This window comes from Actinomyces qiguomingii (assembly GCF_004102025.1).
GTDB classification, from domain to species: Bacteria; Actinomycetota; Actinomycetes; order Actinomycetales; family Actinomycetaceae; genus Actinomyces; species Actinomyces qiguomingii.
Genome location: NZ_CP025228.1, coordinates 3254828 through 3274131, shown reverse-complemented (window position 1 = coordinate 3274131; position 19304 = coordinate 3254828). Strand labels below are relative to the sequence as shown.

Here is a 19304-nt window from a genome sequence, read left to right as displayed (position 1 = left end):
TCATACCGAGGGCCAGGGTGTGAAGCCCTCGGCACGGATGCGCCAGGAGCCGTCGTCGGGGAAGCCGGGATGCTGCGGCGCACCCTCCCATCCGCCGACCATGAGGGCGACGGCGGCGAGCAGACCGCCGTTCCCGGGCAGGTACAGGGGGATCATAGAACCCATGCCCGGGTTGTTGCCCACGGCGTCGTAGCGGTTCTTCGTACCCTCCTGTAGCAGTAGATCCACGGCATCCCCGGGGCGCCCCAGGCGTGTGGCCGTCATCGCCATCACCGGGTAGTCCCAGCCCCAGGCCGAGTCCCACTGCCAGCTGCGCCGAACCCAGTCCAAGGTGGCCGACATGGCGGTCGCGTCGATGAGCGGCGTGGGCGGCAGGAACCCGAGGGCCTGCAGGAATGAGGGGTGGTCGTCGGTGCGCACCTCGGATTCACCTGCCACCGCGGTGTAGCGTCCCCCCACCCGCTCCGGGGCGGGCAGGGCCGCCTGGACGGCGTCCCAGGACGGTTCACGCCCCAGGCCGCGTCGGAGCCGGAAGCGTTGGGCGATCTCCAGGCCGAACCACCAGTAGGCGAGTTCGAAGGTGGGGTCCCGGGTGGTGGCGGCGTCGTAGAACTCCTGGGCGGGCATCACCGGCGGGCCCAGGTGGGCGACTCCGCCGCTGACGTTGGGGAAGGAGGCCATAAACTCGGCGGTCTCATCAAGCAGTTCGGCGACGGCGCCCAGCAGACGGGCGCGCCCGGCGGCTGCCTGCGCCTCGGGCCGGGTGCCGTAGGCGTTCCAGCACAACTCGGCCAAATACAGCAGATGGGGCTGCTGCCAGATAAGAAAGGGCCCAATATCGCCCGGAGCCTCGCGCGCATCCGGTCCCACCTCCTTGGGCCAGCGGGCGCCGCGGCAGCCCTGAGTGGCGGCGGTGGCCCGCGCCGCTGGCAATGCGCGCCGGTACCAGTCGAAGGATCGCTCCAAGAGTTCGGGGCGGCCCCAGGCGGCGAAGTGCGCGGCATGCCACCAGTGCATCTCCAGGTGGAATTTGCCGCGCCAGGTGTTGGTCACCAGGCCGGACTCCTGCGGTGGGGCGGCCCCGCCTCCACTTGTTCGCAGCAGGTACTGGGACAGTACGATGCGGCGTTCCAGTTCGGCGGCACGCGAGTCCGTGGAACCGGCCAGCTCCACGGCGGCGCCGGAGCGCCAATACTCCTCCCAGAAGGCGGCGGAGGAGGCGAGAACGGCGTCGACGTCGTCGGGCGGGGTGACGGGTGCCGCATACAACTCACTGCCCGGGCCGGAGGTGGGCTCGAAGGCGGCGACGACGCCGAGCGCCGCAGTCCCGGGCGCGGGGGCGAGTACCAGGGTGCGGGCGTCGGTCAGGGCCGCTGTGGCAGGGGCGTCCCAGGTGAGCGTGATTCGGTAGGCGGTGGTGTCGATACGGCGCTCGACGACGGCGCCCCACTGCCCGGCCTCGCACAGGACCACTTCGCCTTCGGGCTCCTGCCCCCACAGGGCCGCCGGGGAGAAGCCCGGATTCGGATCCGGAAACGTCAGACGCAGGACGAGATCGCCTTCGGCCAGCAGCGGGGAGGACACCCGGGTGCCGAGGATCGCGCCCTGGCCCGCGACCGCGGTGGTCACCTGCACGGGGGCGTCCCGAAAGCGGAAGGTGGAACTTAGGTGCCCGCGCCACAGGTCCAGGTGCGCAGTCAGTCCCGTCAGAGCGTCGTGCTCCAGCTCGGTTATGGCGGTTCCCGTTCCCGACGACCGTGTGCCGTCGGCGGCGTTGTCGGTGGAGTTGCCGGGGGAGCCGTCTAAGGGGTCGGGCGCGGCCAGCCCCAGGCGTCCCAGGTCCAGCCGGTGCGGGTTGGAACAGAGCCACATGCCGGCCAGGTCCGGCGGCTCGGGCGTTACCTTCCCGGAGGCGATCTCCATCATCCGCTGCAGGGAGGGACGGTCCGGGTAGCGCACCGGGCCGCGGGCGGTGCTGTAGGCGGTCATGGCGTCGGTAAGGGCGTGACCGGAGGGGTTGGGCTGCTCGTGCCAGCCCCAGGTGGACTGGGTAGTGCCCTCGAGGATCCTGGCGCTCAGGGATGCGGGCGTGTGTGGGTCCAGGCCGGAAGGGTCATGGCGGGAGGTGAAGGTCTGCAGGCCGGTGGCGTCGGCGCTGAAGGCGAAGTCGCCGTTGCCCAGCGTGAGCACAAGTTCGGGGGAGTCGGCGTGCAGGTGGATATCGTGGCGGGATACCAGGGCTTGGCGGTCGATCATCTTTGATCCGGGTCCTGTCCTGTGGGTTGTATGGTCTCGATCTGGGTGGCGGTGTGGGCGAGGCGTCAGATGCTGCGAATCACCTCTGCCACGGCTTTACGGGTGCGCAGCAGGTCCCGACCGGTTATGTCGGCGAATGCGTGTAGGGTCTCCGCCTCCAGATCGAAGTCGGGGGCTACCACCCAGAGTTGCTGCAGCCCGTCCCAGGCAGCCAGGAAGCGGCGCGCCATGGCTCGGGCTGAGCGGTCGGCGCGCGCCAGGCCCTGCTGCTGCAGGGAACCTATGAGAATGCCGATGCCGGTGATGGCCTGTGCGTAGTGAGCAGTGAAGTGCTCATGCGCCGCAGAACCAGGAATCTGTGCCTGACCGGCCAGGTAGCAGTACAGGCGGAGCCGAGCGTCGTCGCCGGCGGCGCCCCGGACCAGCCGAGCGATGACCGCCTCCGCCTCCTGAGCGGTGGGCGCCCGTTCACCAGCGGATTCGCCTTCCCGGAAGTCGACGAGTGCGCCCTGTCCCTGGACCACCTGGTCGAAGTACTCCAGGGCCGCAACTAGCAGGTGGTCGCGGCTGGGGAAGTGGTAGAGCATGGTGCGTTCGGCCATGTCGGCCTTCTGCGCCACGGCTGCGGTGGTGAGGCGCTCGTGACCGACCTCCTGCACCACATCGTAGGCCGCATGGGCGATCGTCTCCCGCTTGGCGGCCGTCTTGGCGTACGGGCCGCGGGAGCGTTGCGCGGTTGGCATGCTCCTCCTCCAAAATCGATGCAGCCACTAGTTTGCAGGGCTCAGTGCCGGGCGTCAACCTCTTGACATCGTTTCAATTTCATACTTTACTTCGGTTTCATTCATCCATCTTCGTCAACGACGACCGAAGTCAGAAGGAATCCCATGACCGCATCCGCAACCGGAGGGGCCGTGCCCTCCACCGCCGTCGAACCGGGCCGTGAGGGGCGCCCAGTGGCGGAAACCGGCCGGAGGGCCGATCCCGACTACGTCTCCTGGCCCGTCAGGCTCGGCTGGTCCGCACGTGCGCTGTCCCTGGCCGCCAACATCATCATCCTGGGGTACTTCAGCCTCTATGCCACCGACACTCTCGGTATGAATCCGGCCCTGCTGGGCACGCTCATGCTCGCCTCCAAGCTCTTCGACGGCTTGACCGACCTGGTCGCCGGCTGGATGATCGACCGCACCCACACGCGCTGGGGGAGGGCCCGCCCCTACGAGTTCGCCATGCTCGGCCTGTGGATCTCCATCTGGGCGCTGTTCTCCATCCCCGCCGGGCTCCCCCTGGGCGCCAAGGCCGCACTGCTGTTCGTTTTGTACACGCTCGTCAACTCCGTCTTCGCCACCCTCGCCCACGCGAATCAGACCCTGTACACCGCGCTCGCCTTCCCCACTCGCGTGGCCATCGGCAGGGTGTCGGCCTTCTCCGGCATGTTCATCTCCGTGGGCGTCGTCGTCATCTCCGTGATCATCCCGCAGGGACTGGCCTGGGCTGGCAAGGACCCCGGCCGTTGGTCCACGTTCATCCTTGCCCTGGCGGTGCCGATGGCCGTCCTGGGGATGATGCGCTTCGTCTTCGTCAAGGAGAGCGTCGTCCAGTCGGCCGACACTGCGGAGAAGGTTACTTTTCGGGAGATCTTCGCCGCCCTGCGCGACAACAAGTGGATCTGGATCATCTTCGTGCTGGGCGTGTTGCAGAATCTGCTTCTGAACGTCGGTGCCGCCGCCTACTACTTCCGCTACATCGTGGGAGACATCGGCCTGCAGTCCTGGATCTCGCTCGCATCCCTGCTGGTGATCCCGGCGGTGATGGCCATACCGCCCCTGATGAAACGCTTCAAGCTCAGTTCGATCATAATCGCCGGCCAACTGGTGTGCGTCCTGGGCAACTGTGTGCTGTTCCTGGCGGGCACCAACATCGTCCTGCTCCTGATCGGTAGCCTCATCATCGGAGTGGGCACGCTGCCGCTGTCCTACATGATCGGAATACTCATCATCGACTGCGCTACCTACAACGAATGGAGGGGCCACCGGCGCCTGGAGTCCGTCATGGGCGCGGTCCAATCCTTCTCCGCCAAGATCGGCACCGGTCTGGGCCTGGCCGCCGCCGGAGCCTTCCTCGGCGCCTTCGGCTATGACGGCGGTCTTGATGCGCAACCGGACTCCGCCGTCTTCGCCATACGCGCGCTGTTCACCTGGATTCCGGCGCTGATAGCCCTCCTAATGGTGGTCACCCTGCGCTTCTACAAGCTGGAGGATCTGCTGCCACAGATCAATCAGGACCTGGCCGAGCGCCGCGCCGCCCAGGGCATTGCCGCCGGGCCGGCCGCTGACGGCGGCCCCGCCAACTCCGCCGACACCCCCACCGACAAGCCGTGAAAGGTACGACGCCATGTCCGCCAATGAATACCCATACCAGGACCCAGCTCTGCCCGTCTCCCAACGCGTCCAGGACCTGCTGGGACGCATGTCCACATCCGAGAAGATCGGCCAGCTGCAGCAGTACTTTTACCTGGCCCCGACCGATGAGGAGGTGTCCGAGGAACTGATAGCCTCCCTGCCGCTCGAGCAACAGGTACACGCCCGCCAGCCCGCGCGCATCCGCGCCGCCCTAGAGCGAGGCGAAGTGGGCTCCCTGCTGTTCGTCACCGATCCCGCACTCATCCGACGGTTGCAGGAACGCGCCATCGCCGGAAGCCGCTGGGGCATACCGCTGCTGTTCGGCTTCGACGTGATCCACGGCCTGCGCACCATCTTCCCGGTGCCCATAGCCGCGGCGGCCTCCTGGAACCCGGCGGGCGTTGAGGCCGCACAGCGCATCGCCGCCCGGGAGGCGGCCGCCGTCGGCATCCGCTGGACTTTCGCCCCCATGGTCGATATCGCCCGCGACCCCCGCTGGGGCCGCATCGTCGAGGGCGCCGGGGAGGACCCCTGCCTGGGGGCCGCCATGGCCGCCGCCCAGGTGCGCGGTTTCCAAGGCGGAGCCGAGGGAACCGCGGATGCGGTCCAGCCGACCTCCGGCCCCGCCGCCTTCCCCGCCGACGCCATCCTGTCCGGCCCCAAGCATTTCGCCGGCTACGGCGCGGCCGACGGCGGGCGCGACTATGAGGACGTCGACCTGTCCGACGACGCCCTGCACAACGTCTACTACCCGCCCTTCCACGCGGCCATCGAGGCCGGTGCGGGCAACATCATGGCCGCCTACATGGACCTCAACGGTGTTCCCGCCGCCGCCAACCGCCACCTGTTGACCGATGTGCTGCGCGGCGAGCTCGGCTTTAAAGGCTTCGTCGTCTCCGACGCCAACGGCGTCAACAACCTCACCGCCCAGCGGCTCGTCGCCGACACTGCGGAGGGCGCCGCTCGGGCGCTCGCCGCCGGATTGGACATGGAGATGGCCAACGGTCCGGCCGCCTACGAGCACCTTCCGGCCGCCCTCAAGGCTGGGCGCGTTGACGAGGCCACGCTGAACACGGCGGCGGGCCGGGTGCTGGCAGCCAAATTCCGTCTCGGCCTGTTCGAACACCCCTACGCCGAGGCCGACGTCTCCGCCGTCCTGAATGACCCCGCGCACCGGGAGGCCGCCCGGCGGGCGGCGGAGGAGACCCTGGTGCTGCTGGAAAATGACGGTACTCTGCCGCTGCGCCACGACGGGGAGCGTGCCGTGCACCGGATCGCCGTACTCGGGGACCTGGCCGACTCCAGGCGCGATGTGCTCGGCCCGTGGGTTTTCGACAAGGACGTGGAGGAGACCGTCTCCATCCTTGAAGGAATCCGCCGGCGCGCCGGCCAGGGCGTATCCGTCGACTACGCCCGCGGTCTGGCCACCGCCGAGCGCACCCAGGCCTCAGCATTCGACTTTCTGGACGCAGGTCTCCTGCCTTCCACTCCTGAAGACTTCGACGCCGATGCGGAACTCGACCACGCCGTGGCCCTGGCCGCAGCCAGTGAGGTGGCGATCGTCGTGGTCGGCCAGAACCAGAACATGATCGGTGAGAAGTCCTCCGCCTCCACCCTTGACCTGCCCGGGCGGCAACCGGAACTGCTGCGGCGCGTCATCGCGACCGGGACCCCCACCGTGGTGCTGGTGATGAGCGGTCGTCCTCTGGATCTGCGTCCCGCCGACGGCGCCGCCGCCGTTGTGCAGGTCTGGTACCCGGGAACCCGGGGAGGGGAGGCCGTCGCCGCTGTCCTTTTCGGGGATATCTCCCCGGCGGGACGTCTGCCATTTACGTGGCCGCAGCACGTCGGTCAAGTGCCGCAGTACTACGCGCATCGCACCACCTTCGCCCCCGAAGGCGCGGACACCCGATACTGGAACGACGCCTCGACCGCGCCCCGTTACGTCTTTGGACACGGCATGAGCTATGCGGCTTTCGCCTACGGGCCGGTGCGCGCGCCCGAGCGTATTGCGGTGGGGCAGACCGCCGTGGTGAGTGTGGATGTCACCAACACCTCCCGTATCGACGCCGATGAGGTGGTACAGCTGTACATCCACCAGCGCTACGGCACAGCCACCCGTCCGGTGTGCGAACTCAAGGGATTCCGACGCGTGCATGTGCCCGCCGGGGAGACGGCGACGGTGAAGTTCCCTCTCGGACCGGATCAGCTGCGCTACTGGTCCACGGCCACGCGCGAATGGGTGCAAGATGAGACCATCCTTGATGTCGCCGTCGGGGGCAGCTCCGCGGCGCCCTTCAGTGCTCGAATAAAGGTAACCGCCCAATGATCAGTAACAGGTTCTTCCGGTTTGAACCGCGTTCGCCGAGTTCGGTCGAAATAACCATCGAGTTCGGTCGAAATGACGATCGAGTTCGGTTGGTGGGGGCTGGCAGGGTGGGGAAGTGTCCAGATTCGGCACGAACGATGTTCCCCTGCCCGACGCCGCTCACCAGATCCGTATGATTCCAACGATTCTGAGGGCGCCTGTTGGGAGGTGCGGGGCGTTTGTGCAGATTCTGGACGTTTTGGCTCCCAGGCACCGGCCTACCGCGCTGGTGTGCTGGGCAGGCCAGGGCGTCTGGTTGCCGACCGGGCCCCTTGTCCGATCCGCTGGGACGTCTTTCGCGATGAGCCTGGTCTGCGGCCCGGCCGGTCTCACAGCTCAGCCGGGCCCGCAGGCCGGAAGAGCCGTTGAAGGCACGGAGCCAGGAGCGTCGCCCAACCCGCTCGGGTGCCTGGGGCTGGTTCTGGGAGCAGCGCACTGGGTCGGTTCCCGAACGGGGTTCCAGTGCCTCATGGGACTCGCCCGCACCAGCGGCATTCCACATGCCCGCGTGCGCCGATGCCTGGAGGAGACAGGCATCGCTGAAGTCGGGCACCGCAAGGTGCGCACTTACTCTCGGAATGCGTCAGCGCCTTTCTCTGGCAGCGGCCATGCTGGGGAGGTCGCAGAACATGGTCCTGGATGAGCCTTTCAACGGTCTTGATCCGGAGGGGGTGCGGTGGCTGCGCTCGCTCCTGCGCAGGCTCGCCGGCGAAGGCAGGGCCGTGCTGGTCTCCTCCCACCTGCTCGGGGAGGTAGAGGACATCATGGACTACGTCGTCGTCCTCAAGAAGGGCAGGGTGCAGGCGAAGGCTTCTGCTGACCAGATGCGGCACCCCGGCGGGGTCATAGTCCGTGTGGAGGACCCGGCCCAGTTGGCCGCCCTGGCGTACTCGCGCCACTGGCAGGTGAAGGCTGCGGAACTACCCGGAGCCGGCGAGGGTGCGGTGCTCATAGACGCCGACATCAAAGAGTTGCAGAGGACATTCTTTGAGGAGGGGATCGTCTTCACTGAGATGCGCGAGGCGAGACAACCGCTTGAAGACTGGTTCTTCAGTGCGGAGGAAGGAGGGCGAGACTCATGACCGTTGATGGCGCCGCTCAGGAGGCGGTGACTTGGCAGTGGGTCTGGGCAAGTGAACTCGGCAAGGCTGCGAGGGCTCGCTCGGTTCAGGTACTGGTCGCCCTGGAGCTCTGCGTCGTCGTCTTCTTCTCGTCCGTTCCGGGAGTCCCCGGGGTTCAGGCGGCGTCACTGCCGGTCGGACTGGCGGGAGTGGTGATCGCCGGTGCCGAGTACCCCTCAGGCGCCATCATGCTAACGGTGGTGGCCGTTGGCAGACGTACCAGGCTGTTCTGGGCGCAGTTCTGATGCTGGGCGTGCTGGTCCAGTCGCTGCTGGCTATGGCCGGAGGGACGGTTCGGAACCTCGAGTGGGTTGACACAGTGATGCCCAATGCGGTCATTGCCAGGTTGCAGGGTGTGGCCGCCATACCAGCCTCCGCATGGCAGGAGGAGCCGATCGCCACGGTGCTGCTGGCGGCGGCCTGGTGCCTGCCCCTGTTCCTGTGGGGCCACTACCGACTGACCAGAGACGACTTCTAGTTGTCGCGTGAACTGCGCGGGGCTGGACAGGTGTTGCCACTGGACCTGAATCAGTTGCGCTATTTGGCCACGCACGAACGCGAATGGGTGCAAGATGAGACCATCCTTGATGTCGCCGTCGGAGGCAGCTCCGCGGCGCTCTTCAGCGCTCGAATAAAGGTAACCACCTGATGATCAGTAACCCTGCACCACTTATCGATCCCGTACTGGCCGATCTGGACGATGCCACCTGGCTGGCCACGCCCACTCCGACACCTGTGGCCGGAAACCGGCCCGCCTACGAGTTGCGCACCCACCTGGACGCGTCTGCCGCGGAGGCCGGCTCGCAGCAGGTACTGGGACAGGACGATGCGGCGTTCCAGTTCGGCGGCACGTGAGTCCGTGGAACCGGCCAGCTCCACGGCGGCGCCGGAGCGCCAGTACTCCTCCCAGAAGGCGGCGGAGGAGGCGAGGACGGCGTCGACGTCGTCGGGCGGGGTGGCGGGTGCCGCATACAACTCACTGCCCGGGCCGGATACGGGCGCGAAGGCGGCGACGACGCCGAGCGTCGCGGTCCCGTGGGCGGGAGCGAGTACCAGGGTGCGGGCGTCGGTGAGGTCGGCCGTGGCCGGGGCGTCCCAGCACAGGGTCACTCGGTAGGTGGTGGCGTCCAGGCGACGCTCGACGACGGCGCCCCACTGCCCGGCCTCGCGCAGGACCACCTCGCCGTCGGGCTCCTCCCCCCAGAGAGCCGCCGGGGAGAAGCCCGGGTTCGGATCGGGCAGGGACAGGCGCACAACCAGGCCGCCGTCGGCGAGCAGCGGGGAGGTCACGCGGGTGGCGACGATCGCGTCCTGGCCTGCGACCGCGGTGGTCACCAAAACACCGTCCGCAGGCACTCCTACTGCGACAACCTGCCCCCGAACACCTACGAGAATCACCAAACACCCGCGAGGCCAGCCACTATGCGTGGAACACACCCCAAGAACCAAACCCCCGTGTCCACACAGCAAGGGCAAGCCTCGTACGCCGCGCCGCAAACATCTCCTCCTGGGAACCGACAAAGTGAGACTCCTCACATCAATGCGATTTTCGCCGCATCGGTGTAGCATGGCAGCAACCTGAGGGACGAATCGTCCCGACCAGACCCTGCCTGGAGGAAGATGATGAGCCGCAAGTTGGAGCCCCAACAGCCCGTTGAGGCCGCACCTCCCCGTACCAGGTTGACCGTCGCTCGGTTCCTCTTTCTTGCTGGTGCCCTAGGCTGCGGCACTTACGCAGCCACCCTGGTAGTTTCGCGCGAGCAGCCGCCTGATGGACCAGCGCCGATAGGGGCAACGGCCGCGTCTCTTGCCTTAATGCTGGAGCACGTCCTACGGCCCACCAAATTCTCGCTTCGGGGGCGGCGGTTGAGCGTGTTAAGGACCTGCTTCAAGCTCCGCAGGAGGCAGTAAACGATACTGGGGAAGAAGTGACTCGGGTTGCGACGTTTTCTAAGAGTCTCACCTTATCTCACGTAGTGAAACAGTACGGAGGTTCTTCTTATCCAGTTCTGCGGGATGTCTCACTGACAGTACGTCCAGGGGATTATATTGGAATTAAGGGAAGGACTGGAGCTGGCAAGACGACGCTTCTTCGGGCGATTGTATGTCTCGAGGAGATTGACGAAGGGCGCATTGAGTTTGACGGGGTGGGCAAGGAGGAATTAACGTTGGCGTCCGTAAGAGCTCTTTTCGGAGTCGTGTCTCAAGATTCTCAAGTGATCGCGGGTTCGCTGGGGTTCAATTTGACGCTTGGTGTTGAGGATGCTTATTCTGATGAGGCTCTGTTTGAGGTTCTCGATCTTGTTGAGTTATCCGGGGAAGTGAGAATGATGCCGATGGGGTTAGACACCGTAGTAGGTGATTCTGGCGCCGGTTTGTCAGGTGGACAAAGGCAGCGACTGGCTATCGGAAGGGCTGTGCTAAGGGACTGTTCGGTGTTGGTTCTCGATGAGGCCACTAGTGCTTTAGATGTTTCGATGGAGATGAAAGTGATTAGTAGCTTGAGAAGTAGAGGAATTGCGGTCATCTGCGCGACGCATCGTGATTCTACGTTGAGATCTGCTGATGCCGTTTACGAGCTTGACGGTGGTGTGTTGAAGAGGGTGTCTGTGCCTTGAGTGCTCGGCTGTCGATCTTACGGGGAGGGAGGGTCTGCGATGATCTCACTGACGGAGGTGAGTAAAGACTATGGGGGTGGACGTGGGTTGGTTCATTCCTCTTTCGAGGTGCCGGACGGGGTGATCGTATGCCTGGTTGGTGCGAACGGCGCCGGCAAGACAACGGCCCTGAAGGTGATCGGAGGACTCGTGCGACCCGACGGAGGCGAGGTACGGGTCGAAGGCACGGAGCCAGGAGCGTCGCCCAACCCGCTCGGGTGCCTGGGGCTGGTTCTGGGAGCAGAGCACTGGGTCGGTTCCCGAACGGGGTTCCAGTGCCTAATGGGACTGGCCCGCACCAGCGGCATTCCGCATACCCGCGTGCGCCAATGCCTGGAGGAGACAGGTATCGCTGAAGCCGGGCACCGCAAGGTGCGCACATACTCGCTCGGGATGCGCCAGCGCCTGTCGCTGGCAGCGGCCATGTTGGGGAAGTCGCAGAACATCGTCCTGGATGAACCGTTCAACGGTCTGGACCCGGAGGGGGTGCGGTGGCTGCGCTCGCTCCTACGCAGACTCGCCGATGAAGGCAGGGCCGTGCTGGTCTCCTCCCACCTGCTCGGGGAGGTAGAGGACATCATGGACCACGTCGTCGTCCTCAAGAAGGGCCGGGTTAAGGCCAAAGCCTCTGCTGACCAGATGCGGCACCCCGGCGGGGTCATAGTCCGTGTGGAGGACCCGGCCCAGTTGGCCGCCCTGGCCCATTCGCGCCACTGGCAGGTGAAGGCTGCGGAACTACCCGGAGCCGGCGAGGATGCGATGCTCATAGACGCCGACATCAAAGAGGTGCAGAGGGCCTTCCTCGAAGAGGGCGTCATTTTCGCTGAGATGCGCGAGGCGAGGCAATCGCTTGAAAGCTGGTTCTTCAGTGCGCAGGAAGGATGGGAAGAGCCATGACTGTTGATAGCGCTGCTCAGGAGGCGGTGACTTGGCGGCGGGTCCTGGCAAGTGAACTCGGCAAGGCTGCGAGGGCTCGCTCGGTTCAGGTACTGGTCGCCCTGGAACTATGCCTCGTCGGCTTCTTCTCAGCCGTTGTCGGAGTCCCCGGAGTTCAGGCGGCGGCACTGCCGGTCGGACTGGCGGGAGTGGTGATCGCCGGTGCAGAGTACCCCTCCGGGGCCATCATGCTCACGGTGGTGGCCGTTGGCAGACGTACCAGGCTGTTCTGGGCGCAGCTGGTCAGCGCAGCGGTGGTAACGGCCCTACCCGCGTTTGTGCTCATGATGGGGCTTGCTTTGACGGCCAGGCCTTACCTGGACTACCGCGGTGTTCCATTCGACATGACCGCTTCTGTGGAGACCGTGGTTCGTGCGGCGCTGGTTCTGGCGCTGGTCGCCGTTGCAGGCGCCCTGTTGGCGATGGGAGCGCGATCGGTGGCGGTCGCGTCGATGGTCCTGGCACTAATAATGGGCGCAGCCCAGATGCTGGGCGTGCTGGTCCAGTCGCTGCTGGCTATGGCCGGAGGGACGGTTCGGACCCTCGAGTGGGTTGACACAGTGATGCCCAATGCGGTCATCGCCAGGCTACAGGGTGTGGCCGCCATACCAGCCTCCTCATGGCAGGAGGAGCCGATCGCCACGGTGCTGCTGGCCGCAGCGTGGTGCCTGCCCCTGTTCCTGTGGGGCCACTACCGACTGACCAGAGACGACTTCTAGTTGTCGCGTGAACTGCGCGGGGCTGGACAGGTGTTGCCACTGGACCTGAATCAGTTGCGCTATTTGGCCACGCACGAACGCGAATGGGTGCAAGATGAGACCATCCTTGATGTCGCCGTCGGAGGCAGCTCCGCGGCGCTCTTCAGCGCTCGAATAAAGGTAACCACCTGATGATCAGTAACCCTGCACCACTTATCGATCCCGTACTGGCCGATCTGGACGATGCCACCTGGCTGGCCACGCCCACTCCGACACCTGTGGCCGGAAACCGGCCCGCCTACGAGTTGCGCACCCACCTGGACGCGTCTGCCGCGGAGGCCGCCGGTTCGGCCCGGCTCACTGCCACCGCACACGGCATATATGAGGCCTTCCTCAACGGTGAGCGTGTCGGTGACGTCGAACTCGCGCCCGGGGCCACCAGCTACCGCAAGACCCTGTATGTGCAGACCTGGGACGTCACCGGGATGCTACGTGAGGGGGAGAACGAGTTGCGGCTGGTGGTCTCTGACGGCTGGTTCCGGGGCCGCTGCGGTGCCAGTCGTATCCCCGACAACTACGGTGAGGTCACTGCCGTGATCGCCGCGCTCACCCTCGGTGCTTCGTCGCCGGATGCCGGCACCGGGGATGAAGCCGGGGGTCCGGCTGTGCGCAGGGTGGTTACGGGGCCGGGTTGGGAGGTCACCGTCGGCGCCATTACGGCCGCGGACCTCATGGATGGTCAGACCACCGACCTGCTTCAACTCGGTAGGGAGAAGTGGCAGCCGGCTACAGCTGCGGACACCCCGTTGACACGTGACCGTACTCGCCTGGCCGTCTCACCCGGCCCGCCCACGCGGCCCGGAGAGCTCCTGCCAGCGTTACAGATCTTCCAGCTGCCCTCTGGGCGACAGATCGTCGACTTTGGGCGAATGCTCAACGGGCGAGTGCGTATGGCTGATCTCGGCCCGTGGGGGACGCGCCTGACACTCACTCATTTCGAGGTGCGCAACGCCGACGGCGACATGACCACGGACCACCTCCGCTACGCCCCGCCGTTCCGGAAGGAGCCCTACCCGATAGGTCAGGTGGACACGATAATCTCCCGGGGAGTCGAGGGGGACGTGGTTGAGCCCAGGCACACCACTCACGGTTTCCGTTATGTCGCCGTCGACGGTGCCAATTGGCCCCTGGATCCGGATCTGATAACCGCGGTAGAGGTCCGCAGCGACCTGACGCAGCGCGGTGGCTTCACCTGTTCCAACCTGGACGTCAATCGACTGCATGCCCGCGCGATGTGGGCCTGGCGTTCCAACTCCTGTGAGGTGCCGACCGACTGCCCGCAGCGGGAGCGTTGGGGGTACACCGGTGATTTCCAGGTATTCGCCCGCACCGCCGCCTTCTTCGACGATATCGCTGGCTTTGCCCGCAAATGGCTGCGTTCTCTTGCCGATGAGCAGCGCGAGGATGGCACCATTACCAACGTGGCCCCGAACGTGGGTGTCGATGACGACAGTCCGCTGCCGGACCTGGACGGTGCTGCGGGTTGGGGCGATGCAGCCACCATCGTCCCCTGGGAGATGTACCGCGCATACGGCGATGTTGAGGCGCTAGCCGAGGCCTATCCGATGATGCGCCGTTGGGTGGAGCGCGTGGAGCGGGTGGCGGCTGCCGGTCGTCACCCGACCCGGGCGGAGAACCACCCCGAGTGGCGTGAGCATGACCGTTTCCTGTGGGATACGGGGTTCCAATGGGGGGAGTGGGCCGAGCCTGGAGTCGAGTGGGATCCGCAGAAGGACTACGGCATTGTGGCCACCGCGTACTTCGCCCGCTCGGCGCGTATAGTCGCCGATACCGCCGAGATCCTGGGGGAACGCGATGACGCCGTCCGTTTCGGTGAGCTGGCGGACCGGGTCGCGGCTGCGTGGCGCGCCGAATTCGTCGTCAGGACCAAGAAGTCGAAGAAGTCGGGCAAGCCGCTCATCCGATTGACCGAGTCTACCCAGGCGAATTATGTGCGGGCATTGGCCTTCGACCTGCTCACTCCTGCACAGCGGGCGGACGCCGCCGCGGGGCTGGCCAGCCTGATCCGTCGGAACCACTACCGGTTGTCGACCGGATTCTTGGCTACCGGTTTGCTGCTGCCCACGCTGGCCGATGCCGGTTACCTGGAGCTGGCCTACGAGGTTTTGTTGCAGCGCGAGGAACCGGGCTGGATGGTCATGGTCGAGCGTGGCGCAACCTCCATCTGGGAGGAGTGGAACGGTATCGACGCCGAGGGGCGTCCGCACGGATCCCAGAATCACTACGCCAAGGGGGCGGTAAGCACCTTCCTGCACGAGTACGTCGCTGGTATCCGTCCCGCCGCGCCCGGATACACGGCAGTGGAGATCGCTCCCAGGCCCGGTGGTGGCATCACCAGCAACCGGTCGTTCTTGGAGACGGCGGGAGGGCCGATAGAACTCGGCTGGAGAATAACTGACGAAGGATTCCGGATGTGGGGAGAGACCCCTCCCGGAGTACCAACAACCTTGCGCCTGCCCGACGGGCGCGTGGTTGAGACCACCGGAGGGAAGTACTCCGAGTCCTGCCCGTTGCCCGCCGCCTGATTCGGGTGCGGTCGATGATGTCCACCTGGCGGAGTTCCAATTACCAGAACTGGGGCCCTGCTTCACCTCTGAATGAACTGCCCCGGGTTTGATGGGGGCGGTGAATGTACGGAAGGATGACTGCCGGGAGTGCTACCCGTGGGAGTATCCCGGAGAGGGTTGCGGGAGTGGGCTACTAGGATGGGGTGTGCAGGGGCCCGTCGGGACCCTGAGAGGTCTAAGGGGGCGGACCTGGGGGATTGCCGAGGAGTTGGGTGCCGAGCCCTGGGGAGTTGCGTACTTGGGTGATAGAGGGGCCGAGGTCGATGCGGGCGCCCGGCCGGGGACCACCAGTCAGGACGCTGAGCGGATCCGGCGGCTGGAGGCCGACAAGCCGCGAGCCGGGGGCGGGCGGACGCGATCCCAAAGGAGCGCGTCAGTTGTTTTTCGCGGCCGACACCAGGCCGCCCGTCCCGCTGATCCGCGAGATGAATCGACTCCCACAGGCAGGAGATGCGGGGCCTGTGCCGGTTCTGTCAGGTGCTTGTCAGCGCCGATGTCAAGATCGCCCCGAGCACCTACTTGCGCAGCCATGTCCCGTCCCCCATCGGCAAGGGCTGTGCGTGACCAGGCTCTAAAGGCTGAGATCGGGCGGGTTCATGAGGACAACTACTGCGCGGGTGGGGGCCCGCAACATGGCATGCGATGCGGGGCCGGCCCGAGGCCTCGGCCCGGCATGGGCATGGGGCATGCGGCGCCTGCTGCACCGCGGGTGCGGTTGATGCGGGCCATGGGGTTGCACGGCCACCGGCCGCGCCAAATCACCGCGTACCACGCGCAGCGCTGCTAAGGGAGCAGTGCCCGGCGGATCTGGTCAAAAGACACTTCAGCGCGTTCAGGCCCAACGAGTTGTGGGCGTGTGGACACTTCCCCCACTACGTGGGAGGTACCCCCACCTACGTACGCACGGGACCTGCTCCTTACTGGTGGGCTCCACGAGTCGGGCCAGCACCATCTGCCTGAAGGCCTCATCCCCACTAGTAGCCTCACCCAACCCCAGCGTCTCATACGCGCCGCTCAGCACGTCCCACAACAGAGCCGAACGCTTAGCCTCCACCACCGCCGGAGCCACGGCTTGGCGGGCAGCCCGAGGTGTCAAGCCGGCCAGGTCCAAAACCCCCCGGCCGCCCGAATCCTCTCCCGCCCAGCCTGAAACAGGTCACGCCAGGTGCTTTGACGCACCAATCTTCCAGCGCACTGAACTACTTTGATCGCAATGCACACGTACCCGAAGAACTATCGCAGCCAGGTCGAAACCAGTGTCGGTGATCAGCGATCCAACGGTAAGCTAGAGCACTGATCGTCGAGAGCACAGGCGTGAGAATCAAGTTGCCGGCGAGCCGAAAGCCCGCGGAATCGGTGAGCGTGAGAAGTTCACCGATTCCCGCAGATCCAACGTATACACGTTCTGGCTGCCGGAAGACGAGTATGGATGAACTAATTGTCTGTTCGGAACCCACACCCTCGTAGTCACGTGATCCGATGAAACTGACCCTATCCGAGCAATGTCGTTCCACTGTCCGAACGAACCGCTGACAGAACGCACAGTCCTGATCATAGACGAATTGCGGTTTATCATCAGTGGTCATGAAATACTCCGGTGAGCCTTGGTGGATGCGTATAGCATTGATGTGAGAAAGACGAGCGTACTGCCGAGACCGATGGCGGCAAGGAGTGGGTACGCTTCGTTGTTCACGATCCCGACGATGAGAGTTGCGATCCCAGCAGTGATAGAAACGCATCCCTGAAACACGTAGATACGCCAGATGGCTCGGTTGGCCTTGGCGAACGTCTCCTCGTCGACCATAGTCTTCTTTGTGCGCAAACCCCACCACTGGTTCAGCGCCAACCCCGTGCGGGAGCGTAGCCCCAAGACAAACAGAGCTAGTCCCGCTACGAGGAAGTTGAACGCTAGGACACCGAACGGCCAGAACATTGCAGATCACCTCTCAGACTGTAGAAGGTTGGGACGTATGTATACATAATTAGCAAGGAGGACATTGAGCAGAGGAAGCTCCACAATCCGAAGACCATTGCAAATACGACATGTAACACCAAACCTGGGACGAGGAGCGAACGCCTGGCACTGGTTCGGAAGAAGATGGCTACGCCGAGGATAAACTCAAATGCAAGAATACCATAGGTGACGAGAAGCGCCGTGGGAGCGTACGACAGCAACGCGTTTATAGGAACATATAACCAGTGGGGCGGCGCGAAGGTCGGATCTTGCATCCAGTACCAAATCGCGGTACCATTCGGCCACTCTGGAACGCCAAATTTCGCTATTGAGGCGTGAAGGTATACCACGCTCCCCTGTATCATAAATAGAAGTACCGCCGCCGCCCGCACTGGTGCAAATAATCGATCAACATGTGCGAACATCGAGTTAGTATGCCAATGGGTTAGCCGCATATCGCCAAAATGAAAGACGACGAACAACAAAGTCAACGCCTGAGCGATCTGGTCGCCACCGTCGATTATGGGAACACTGTGCACGAACGACCAGGCAAGCCAAGCATGAAGCCAACTAAGTATACCTGGGAATACACCGAGTACAACCGCCAACAGAATAGCGAAGGAAATAATGTAGGTTATTGAATGCGTTCGATCAAATATGCAATAGAGTCCAAAACGATTGGCAAGTTCTCCGCAGGCAACGCCTTCAGGATGCTGGTCGGAACGAAAGAAGAGTTGGTCTCGCGGGGTCGCTAACATAGTCAGCAGTGTCCCCAGTGCAAGCAAACTCCGAGCCAAACCAGCTGCCGGTTCTCGCGGATCAACGCTGAGAATCGTTCCGCCAATGTTAAGGAATCGATCGCGAAGAAGGTGGCATTGCATTTGGTGGGCGCCTGATATCTGGCGGAAGTGTGTCAGCCCGCCGTCCCTTTTAGGCTCAGGGATAACGCTTCCAGTTCTTTCGCGTTCAACAGTTGACGACACCGATGATCACCGCCTCTCCTGGCATGCTACTCCTGAGATTTCTATACGACCAAGGCAGGGGTTCTGCCCTCGTAATTAGGTGGCGCCCGCAGAGCTCGAAACTTCCTGCCGGATGCTTCATTGAGCTCACGTGAACCATCTCGGCGCAACTGGCAAGGTCGCGAACATCGTGACAATGTAGCCAGTCAGAAGGCTCCAGGTCCTTAGTGAGAACCGATACGTCGAATTTTTGGAGGCGCGACGTTCTGTCGAGGCCGAACCAATTCCGGAGCTGATTGTTTGGAGCTCGTGATGCCGATATCCATGACGTCGACTGATCGTCGTGTTGTTCCTCCTTATATATGCGATATGTAGATTCGCGGGGTGATTTAGTGAAGAATCCACAACCTTGGATGGTCACGTTGCGGATGTTGTACGCGGCAATACGACCGCTCGGGCCGAGAATTTCATTTGCAGGCAGCCAAGAAATTGCCTGTGGCAACGCTATAGCAAGGGTGATGATCGTAGCTATGACGACTGCCCGTGCGCGTCCTCTCTGAGAGGCAGTACGACCGTTCATGTTAATCGATCGCGATCAGGTCTGCGACGAGCTCTTCACGGACCGCCGAAGAAGTTGACGAGTTACTCCCTGCCCATAGCCATTTGCCTGCCACAACAGCTCCGCCAACCACGACTACGGCCAAACCCGTGACAGCAACTGTGTTGTGGACTGCTAGCGCGGCATAGCCGATGCATATCACCGCGACACCGCAGGGGGCGGGTTCGGCACGATGATCATCGGCGCCTCCGGAAAGCTTGTACTCCTCGTAATTCAGGGCAATGGAACTCAGTGCCTCAAGACCATCTTCAACCACAACAGGATCGTCATCTCGCAGTTTTGCCAAGGTCTCATCGAGCTCATCCGGATATTTGGTCTTCAATTCTTGAATAGAGTAGTTGACCGCTTCGGTGTACTTTGCCTCGGGGAGATCGGAGGGCAGCATGACTCGGAGGCCGAGTTTGTCTGCAACCGGACCGCGTCCGTAGAGCAGGCCCTCAAGCAGATCATCATCTGAGATGGACGTGGTAGGCTGCGCTGCTGTCGTCGGTTCATTCGCCGTCGCCGGTACGGGGCTCGTACCTAGCGCCACTGCGACCAGGATGCCAACGATCAGCGACGTGATTGTACGGAGGCTGGTGGTGTGGGCCATCCGAGTCTCGCTTCAGGTTCGGTTGAAACAGGGTGCTGTGGCAAGATACCATGAGTTCTCGGGGCGCGTCAACAGTCCGACGATACTCATC

The 19304-nt window shown here is 64.2% G+C and carries 18 protein-coding genes and 1 pseudogene; 10 read left to right on the top strand and 9 right to left on the bottom strand.

The features are described from left to right. Complete coding sequence (locus CWT10_RS13725; RefSeq protein WP_103063952.1) at window positions 1-2256, bottom strand: hypothetical protein; 2256 nt, start codon at window positions 2254-2256, stop codon at window positions 1-3. Between the two features lie 65 nt (window positions 2257-2321). Continuing rightward, window positions 2322-2999 (bottom strand): TetR family transcriptional regulator, encoded by a 678-nt coding sequence (locus CWT10_RS13720; protein ID WP_103063951.1) that lies wholly within the window; start codon window positions 2997-2999, stop codon window positions 2322-2324. 144 nt (window positions 3000-3143) lie between these two features. On the opposite strand from CWT10_RS13720, the gene CWT10_RS13715 reads away from it, so the two are divergent. The 5 genes from CWT10_RS13715 to CWT10_RS13695 all read left to right on the top strand — a co-directional run bounded on the left by CWT10_RS13715 (window position 3144) and on the right by CWT10_RS13695 (window position 8625). Further along, window positions 3144-4637: an MFS transporter gene (locus CWT10_RS13715; RefSeq protein ID WP_103063950.1), complete on the top strand. Its 1494-nt coding sequence runs from the start codon at window positions 3144-3146 to the stop codon at window positions 4635-4637. A 13-nt stretch (window positions 4638-4650) separates the two neighbouring features. Beyond that, window positions 4651-6987: a glycoside hydrolase family 3 N-terminal domain-containing protein gene (locus CWT10_RS13710; RefSeq protein ID WP_103063949.1), complete on the top strand. Its 2337-nt coding sequence runs from the start codon at window positions 4651-4653 to the stop codon at window positions 6985-6987. Window positions 6988-7604: 617 nt separating this feature from the next. Beyond that, the gene (locus CWT10_RS13705) at window positions 7605-8108 is read left to right on the top strand and encodes an ATP-binding cassette domain-containing protein (protein WP_103063948.1); all 504 of its coding nucleotides are present in this window, start codon (window positions 7605-7607) and stop codon (window positions 8106-8108) included. Beyond that, window positions 8105-8392 (top strand): hypothetical protein, encoded by a 288-nt coding sequence (locus CWT10_RS13700; RefSeq protein WP_103063947.1) that lies wholly within the window; start codon window positions 8105-8107, stop codon window positions 8390-8392. Before CWT10_RS13705 ends, CWT10_RS13700 begins: the two co-directional genes overlap by 4 nt. Before the next feature lie 8 nt (window positions 8393-8400). Next, window positions 8401-8625 carry a hypothetical protein gene (locus CWT10_RS13695; protein WP_128683505.1) on the top strand — a complete coding sequence of 75 codons (225 nt, stop codon included), beginning with the start codon at window positions 8401-8403 and terminating at the stop codon, window positions 8623-8625. A 59-nt stretch (window positions 8626-8684) separates the two neighbouring features. Here the strand turns inward: CWT10_RS13695 and CWT10_RS13690 are convergent, their stop codons facing one another. Continuing rightward, window positions 8685-9482, bottom strand: a complete 798-nt coding sequence (locus CWT10_RS13690; RefSeq protein ID WP_128683503.1) for a hypothetical protein — start codon at window positions 9480-9482, stop codon at window positions 8685-8687. 641 nt (window positions 9483-10123) lie between these two features. Here CWT10_RS13690 and CWT10_RS13685 point away from each other — a divergent pair. From CWT10_RS13685 to CWT10_RS13670, 5 genes are read left to right on the top strand one after another with little or no spacing between them, the layout of a single operon-like run. Continuing rightward, on the top strand, window positions 10124-10765 hold the full coding sequence (locus tag CWT10_RS13685) for an ATP-binding cassette domain-containing protein (protein WP_158247599.1): 642 nt from the start codon (window positions 10124-10126) through the stop codon (window positions 10763-10765). Between the two features lie 39 nt (window positions 10766-10804). Continuing rightward, window positions 10805-11701, top strand: a complete 897-nt coding sequence (locus CWT10_RS13680; protein WP_103062345.1) for an ATP-binding cassette domain-containing protein — start codon at window positions 10805-10807, stop codon at window positions 11699-11701. Then, window positions 11698-12459 (top strand): hypothetical protein, encoded by a 762-nt coding sequence (locus tag CWT10_RS13675; RefSeq protein ID WP_103062346.1) that lies wholly within the window; start codon window positions 11698-11700, stop codon window positions 12457-12459. The genes CWT10_RS13680 and CWT10_RS13675 overlap by 4 nt, the downstream gene beginning before the upstream one ends. Then, window positions 12460-12630 (top strand): hypothetical protein, encoded by a 171-nt coding sequence (locus CWT10_RS16860; protein ID WP_168190772.1) that lies wholly within the window; start codon window positions 12460-12462, stop codon window positions 12628-12630. It abuts the gene before it with no gap. Further along, window positions 12630-15044 (top strand): family 78 glycoside hydrolase catalytic domain, encoded by a 2415-nt coding sequence (locus CWT10_RS13670; protein ID WP_128683501.1) that lies wholly within the window; start codon window positions 12630-12632, stop codon window positions 15042-15044. Before CWT10_RS16860 ends, CWT10_RS13670 begins: the two co-directional genes overlap by 1 nt. Before the next feature lie 940 nt (window positions 15045-15984). On the opposite strand, the pseudogene CWT10_RS18055 reads toward CWT10_RS13670, so the two are convergent. The 6 genes and pseudogenes from CWT10_RS18055 to CWT10_RS13640 form a co-directional block, all read right to left on the bottom strand. Continuing rightward, a pseudogene (locus tag CWT10_RS18055) lies at window positions 15985-16241 on the bottom strand (IS1634 family transposase); the annotation flags it as partial. 44 nt (window positions 16242-16285) lie between these two features. Further along, window positions 16286-16672 carry a thiol-disulfide oxidoreductase DCC family protein gene (locus tag CWT10_RS18050; protein WP_158247645.1) on the bottom strand — a complete coding sequence of 129 codons (387 nt, stop codon included), beginning with the start codon at window positions 16670-16672 and terminating at the stop codon, window positions 16286-16288. Further along, window positions 16669-17019 (bottom strand): SdpI family protein, encoded by a 351-nt coding sequence (locus CWT10_RS13655; protein ID WP_103063042.1) that lies wholly within the window; start codon window positions 17017-17019, stop codon window positions 16669-16671. Before CWT10_RS13655 ends, CWT10_RS18050 begins: the two co-directional genes overlap by 4 nt. Then, window positions 16995-17798, bottom strand: a complete 804-nt coding sequence (locus CWT10_RS13650; protein WP_128683499.1) for a hypothetical protein — start codon at window positions 17796-17798, stop codon at window positions 16995-16997. Before CWT10_RS13650 ends, CWT10_RS13655 begins: the two co-directional genes overlap by 25 nt. A gap of 208 nt (window positions 17799-18006) precedes the next feature. Continuing rightward, a complete protein-coding gene (locus tag CWT10_RS18045) occupies window positions 18007-18582 on the bottom strand; it encodes an SdpA family antimicrobial peptide system protein (protein ID WP_103063043.1) in 576 nt (191 codons plus the stop codon). 1 nt (window position 18583) lies between these two features. Next, on the bottom strand, window positions 18584-19213 hold the full coding sequence (locus CWT10_RS13640) for a sporulation delaying protein family toxin (RefSeq protein WP_103063044.1): 630 nt from the start codon (window positions 19211-19213) through the stop codon (window positions 18584-18586). Window positions 19214-19304 lie beyond the last annotated feature (91 nt).

Bases quoted from the DNA above. Each gene is read 5' to 3' on its own strand.
- CWT10_RS13725 (WP_103063952.1), bottom strand. From the start codon at position 2,256: ATGATCGACCGCCAAGCCCTGGTATCCCGCCACGATATCCACCTGCAC.
- CWT10_RS13720 (WP_103063951.1), bottom strand. From the start codon at position 2,999: ATGCCAACCGCGCAACGCTCCCGCGGCCCGTACGCCAAGACGGCCGCC.
- CWT10_RS13715 (WP_103063950.1), top strand. From the start codon at position 3,144: ATGACCGCATCCGCAACCGGAGGGGCCGTGCCCTCCACCGCCGTCGAA.
- CWT10_RS13710 (WP_103063949.1), top strand. From the start codon at position 4,651: ATGTCCGCCAATGAATACCCATACCAGGACCCAGCTCTGCCCGTCTCC.
- CWT10_RS13705 (WP_103063948.1), top strand. From the start codon at position 7,605: ATGCGTCAGCGCCTTTCTCTGGCAGCGGCCATGCTGGGGAGGTCGCAG.
- CWT10_RS13700 (WP_103063947.1), top strand. From the start codon at position 8,105: ATGACCGTTGATGGCGCCGCTCAGGAGGCGGTGACTTGGCAGTGGGTC.
- CWT10_RS13680 (WP_103062345.1), top strand. From the start codon at position 10,805: ATGATCTCACTGACGGAGGTGAGTAAAGACTATGGGGGTGGACGTGGG.
- CWT10_RS13675 (WP_103062346.1), top strand. From the start codon at position 11,698: ATGACTGTTGATAGCGCTGCTCAGGAGGCGGTGACTTGGCGGCGGGTC.
- CWT10_RS13670 (WP_128683501.1), top strand. From the start codon at position 12,630: ATGATCAGTAACCCTGCACCACTTATCGATCCCGTACTGGCCGATCTG.
- CWT10_RS18050 (WP_158247645.1), bottom strand. From the start codon at position 16,672: ATGACCACTGATGATAAACCGCAATTCGTCTATGATCAGGACTGTGCG.
- CWT10_RS13655 (WP_103063042.1), bottom strand. From the start codon at position 17,019: ATGTTCTGGCCGTTCGGTGTCCTAGCGTTCAACTTCCTCGTAGCGGGA.
- CWT10_RS13650 (WP_128683499.1), bottom strand. From the start codon at position 17,798: ATGTTAGCGACCCCGCGAGACCAACTCTTCTTTCGTTCCGACCAGCAT.
- CWT10_RS18045 (WP_103063043.1), bottom strand. From the start codon at position 18,582: ATGAACGGTCGTACTGCCTCTCAGAGAGGACGCGCACGGGCAGTCGTC.
- CWT10_RS13640 (WP_103063044.1), bottom strand. From the start codon at position 19,213: ATGGCCCACACCACCAGCCTCCGTACAATCACGTCGCTGATCGTTGGC.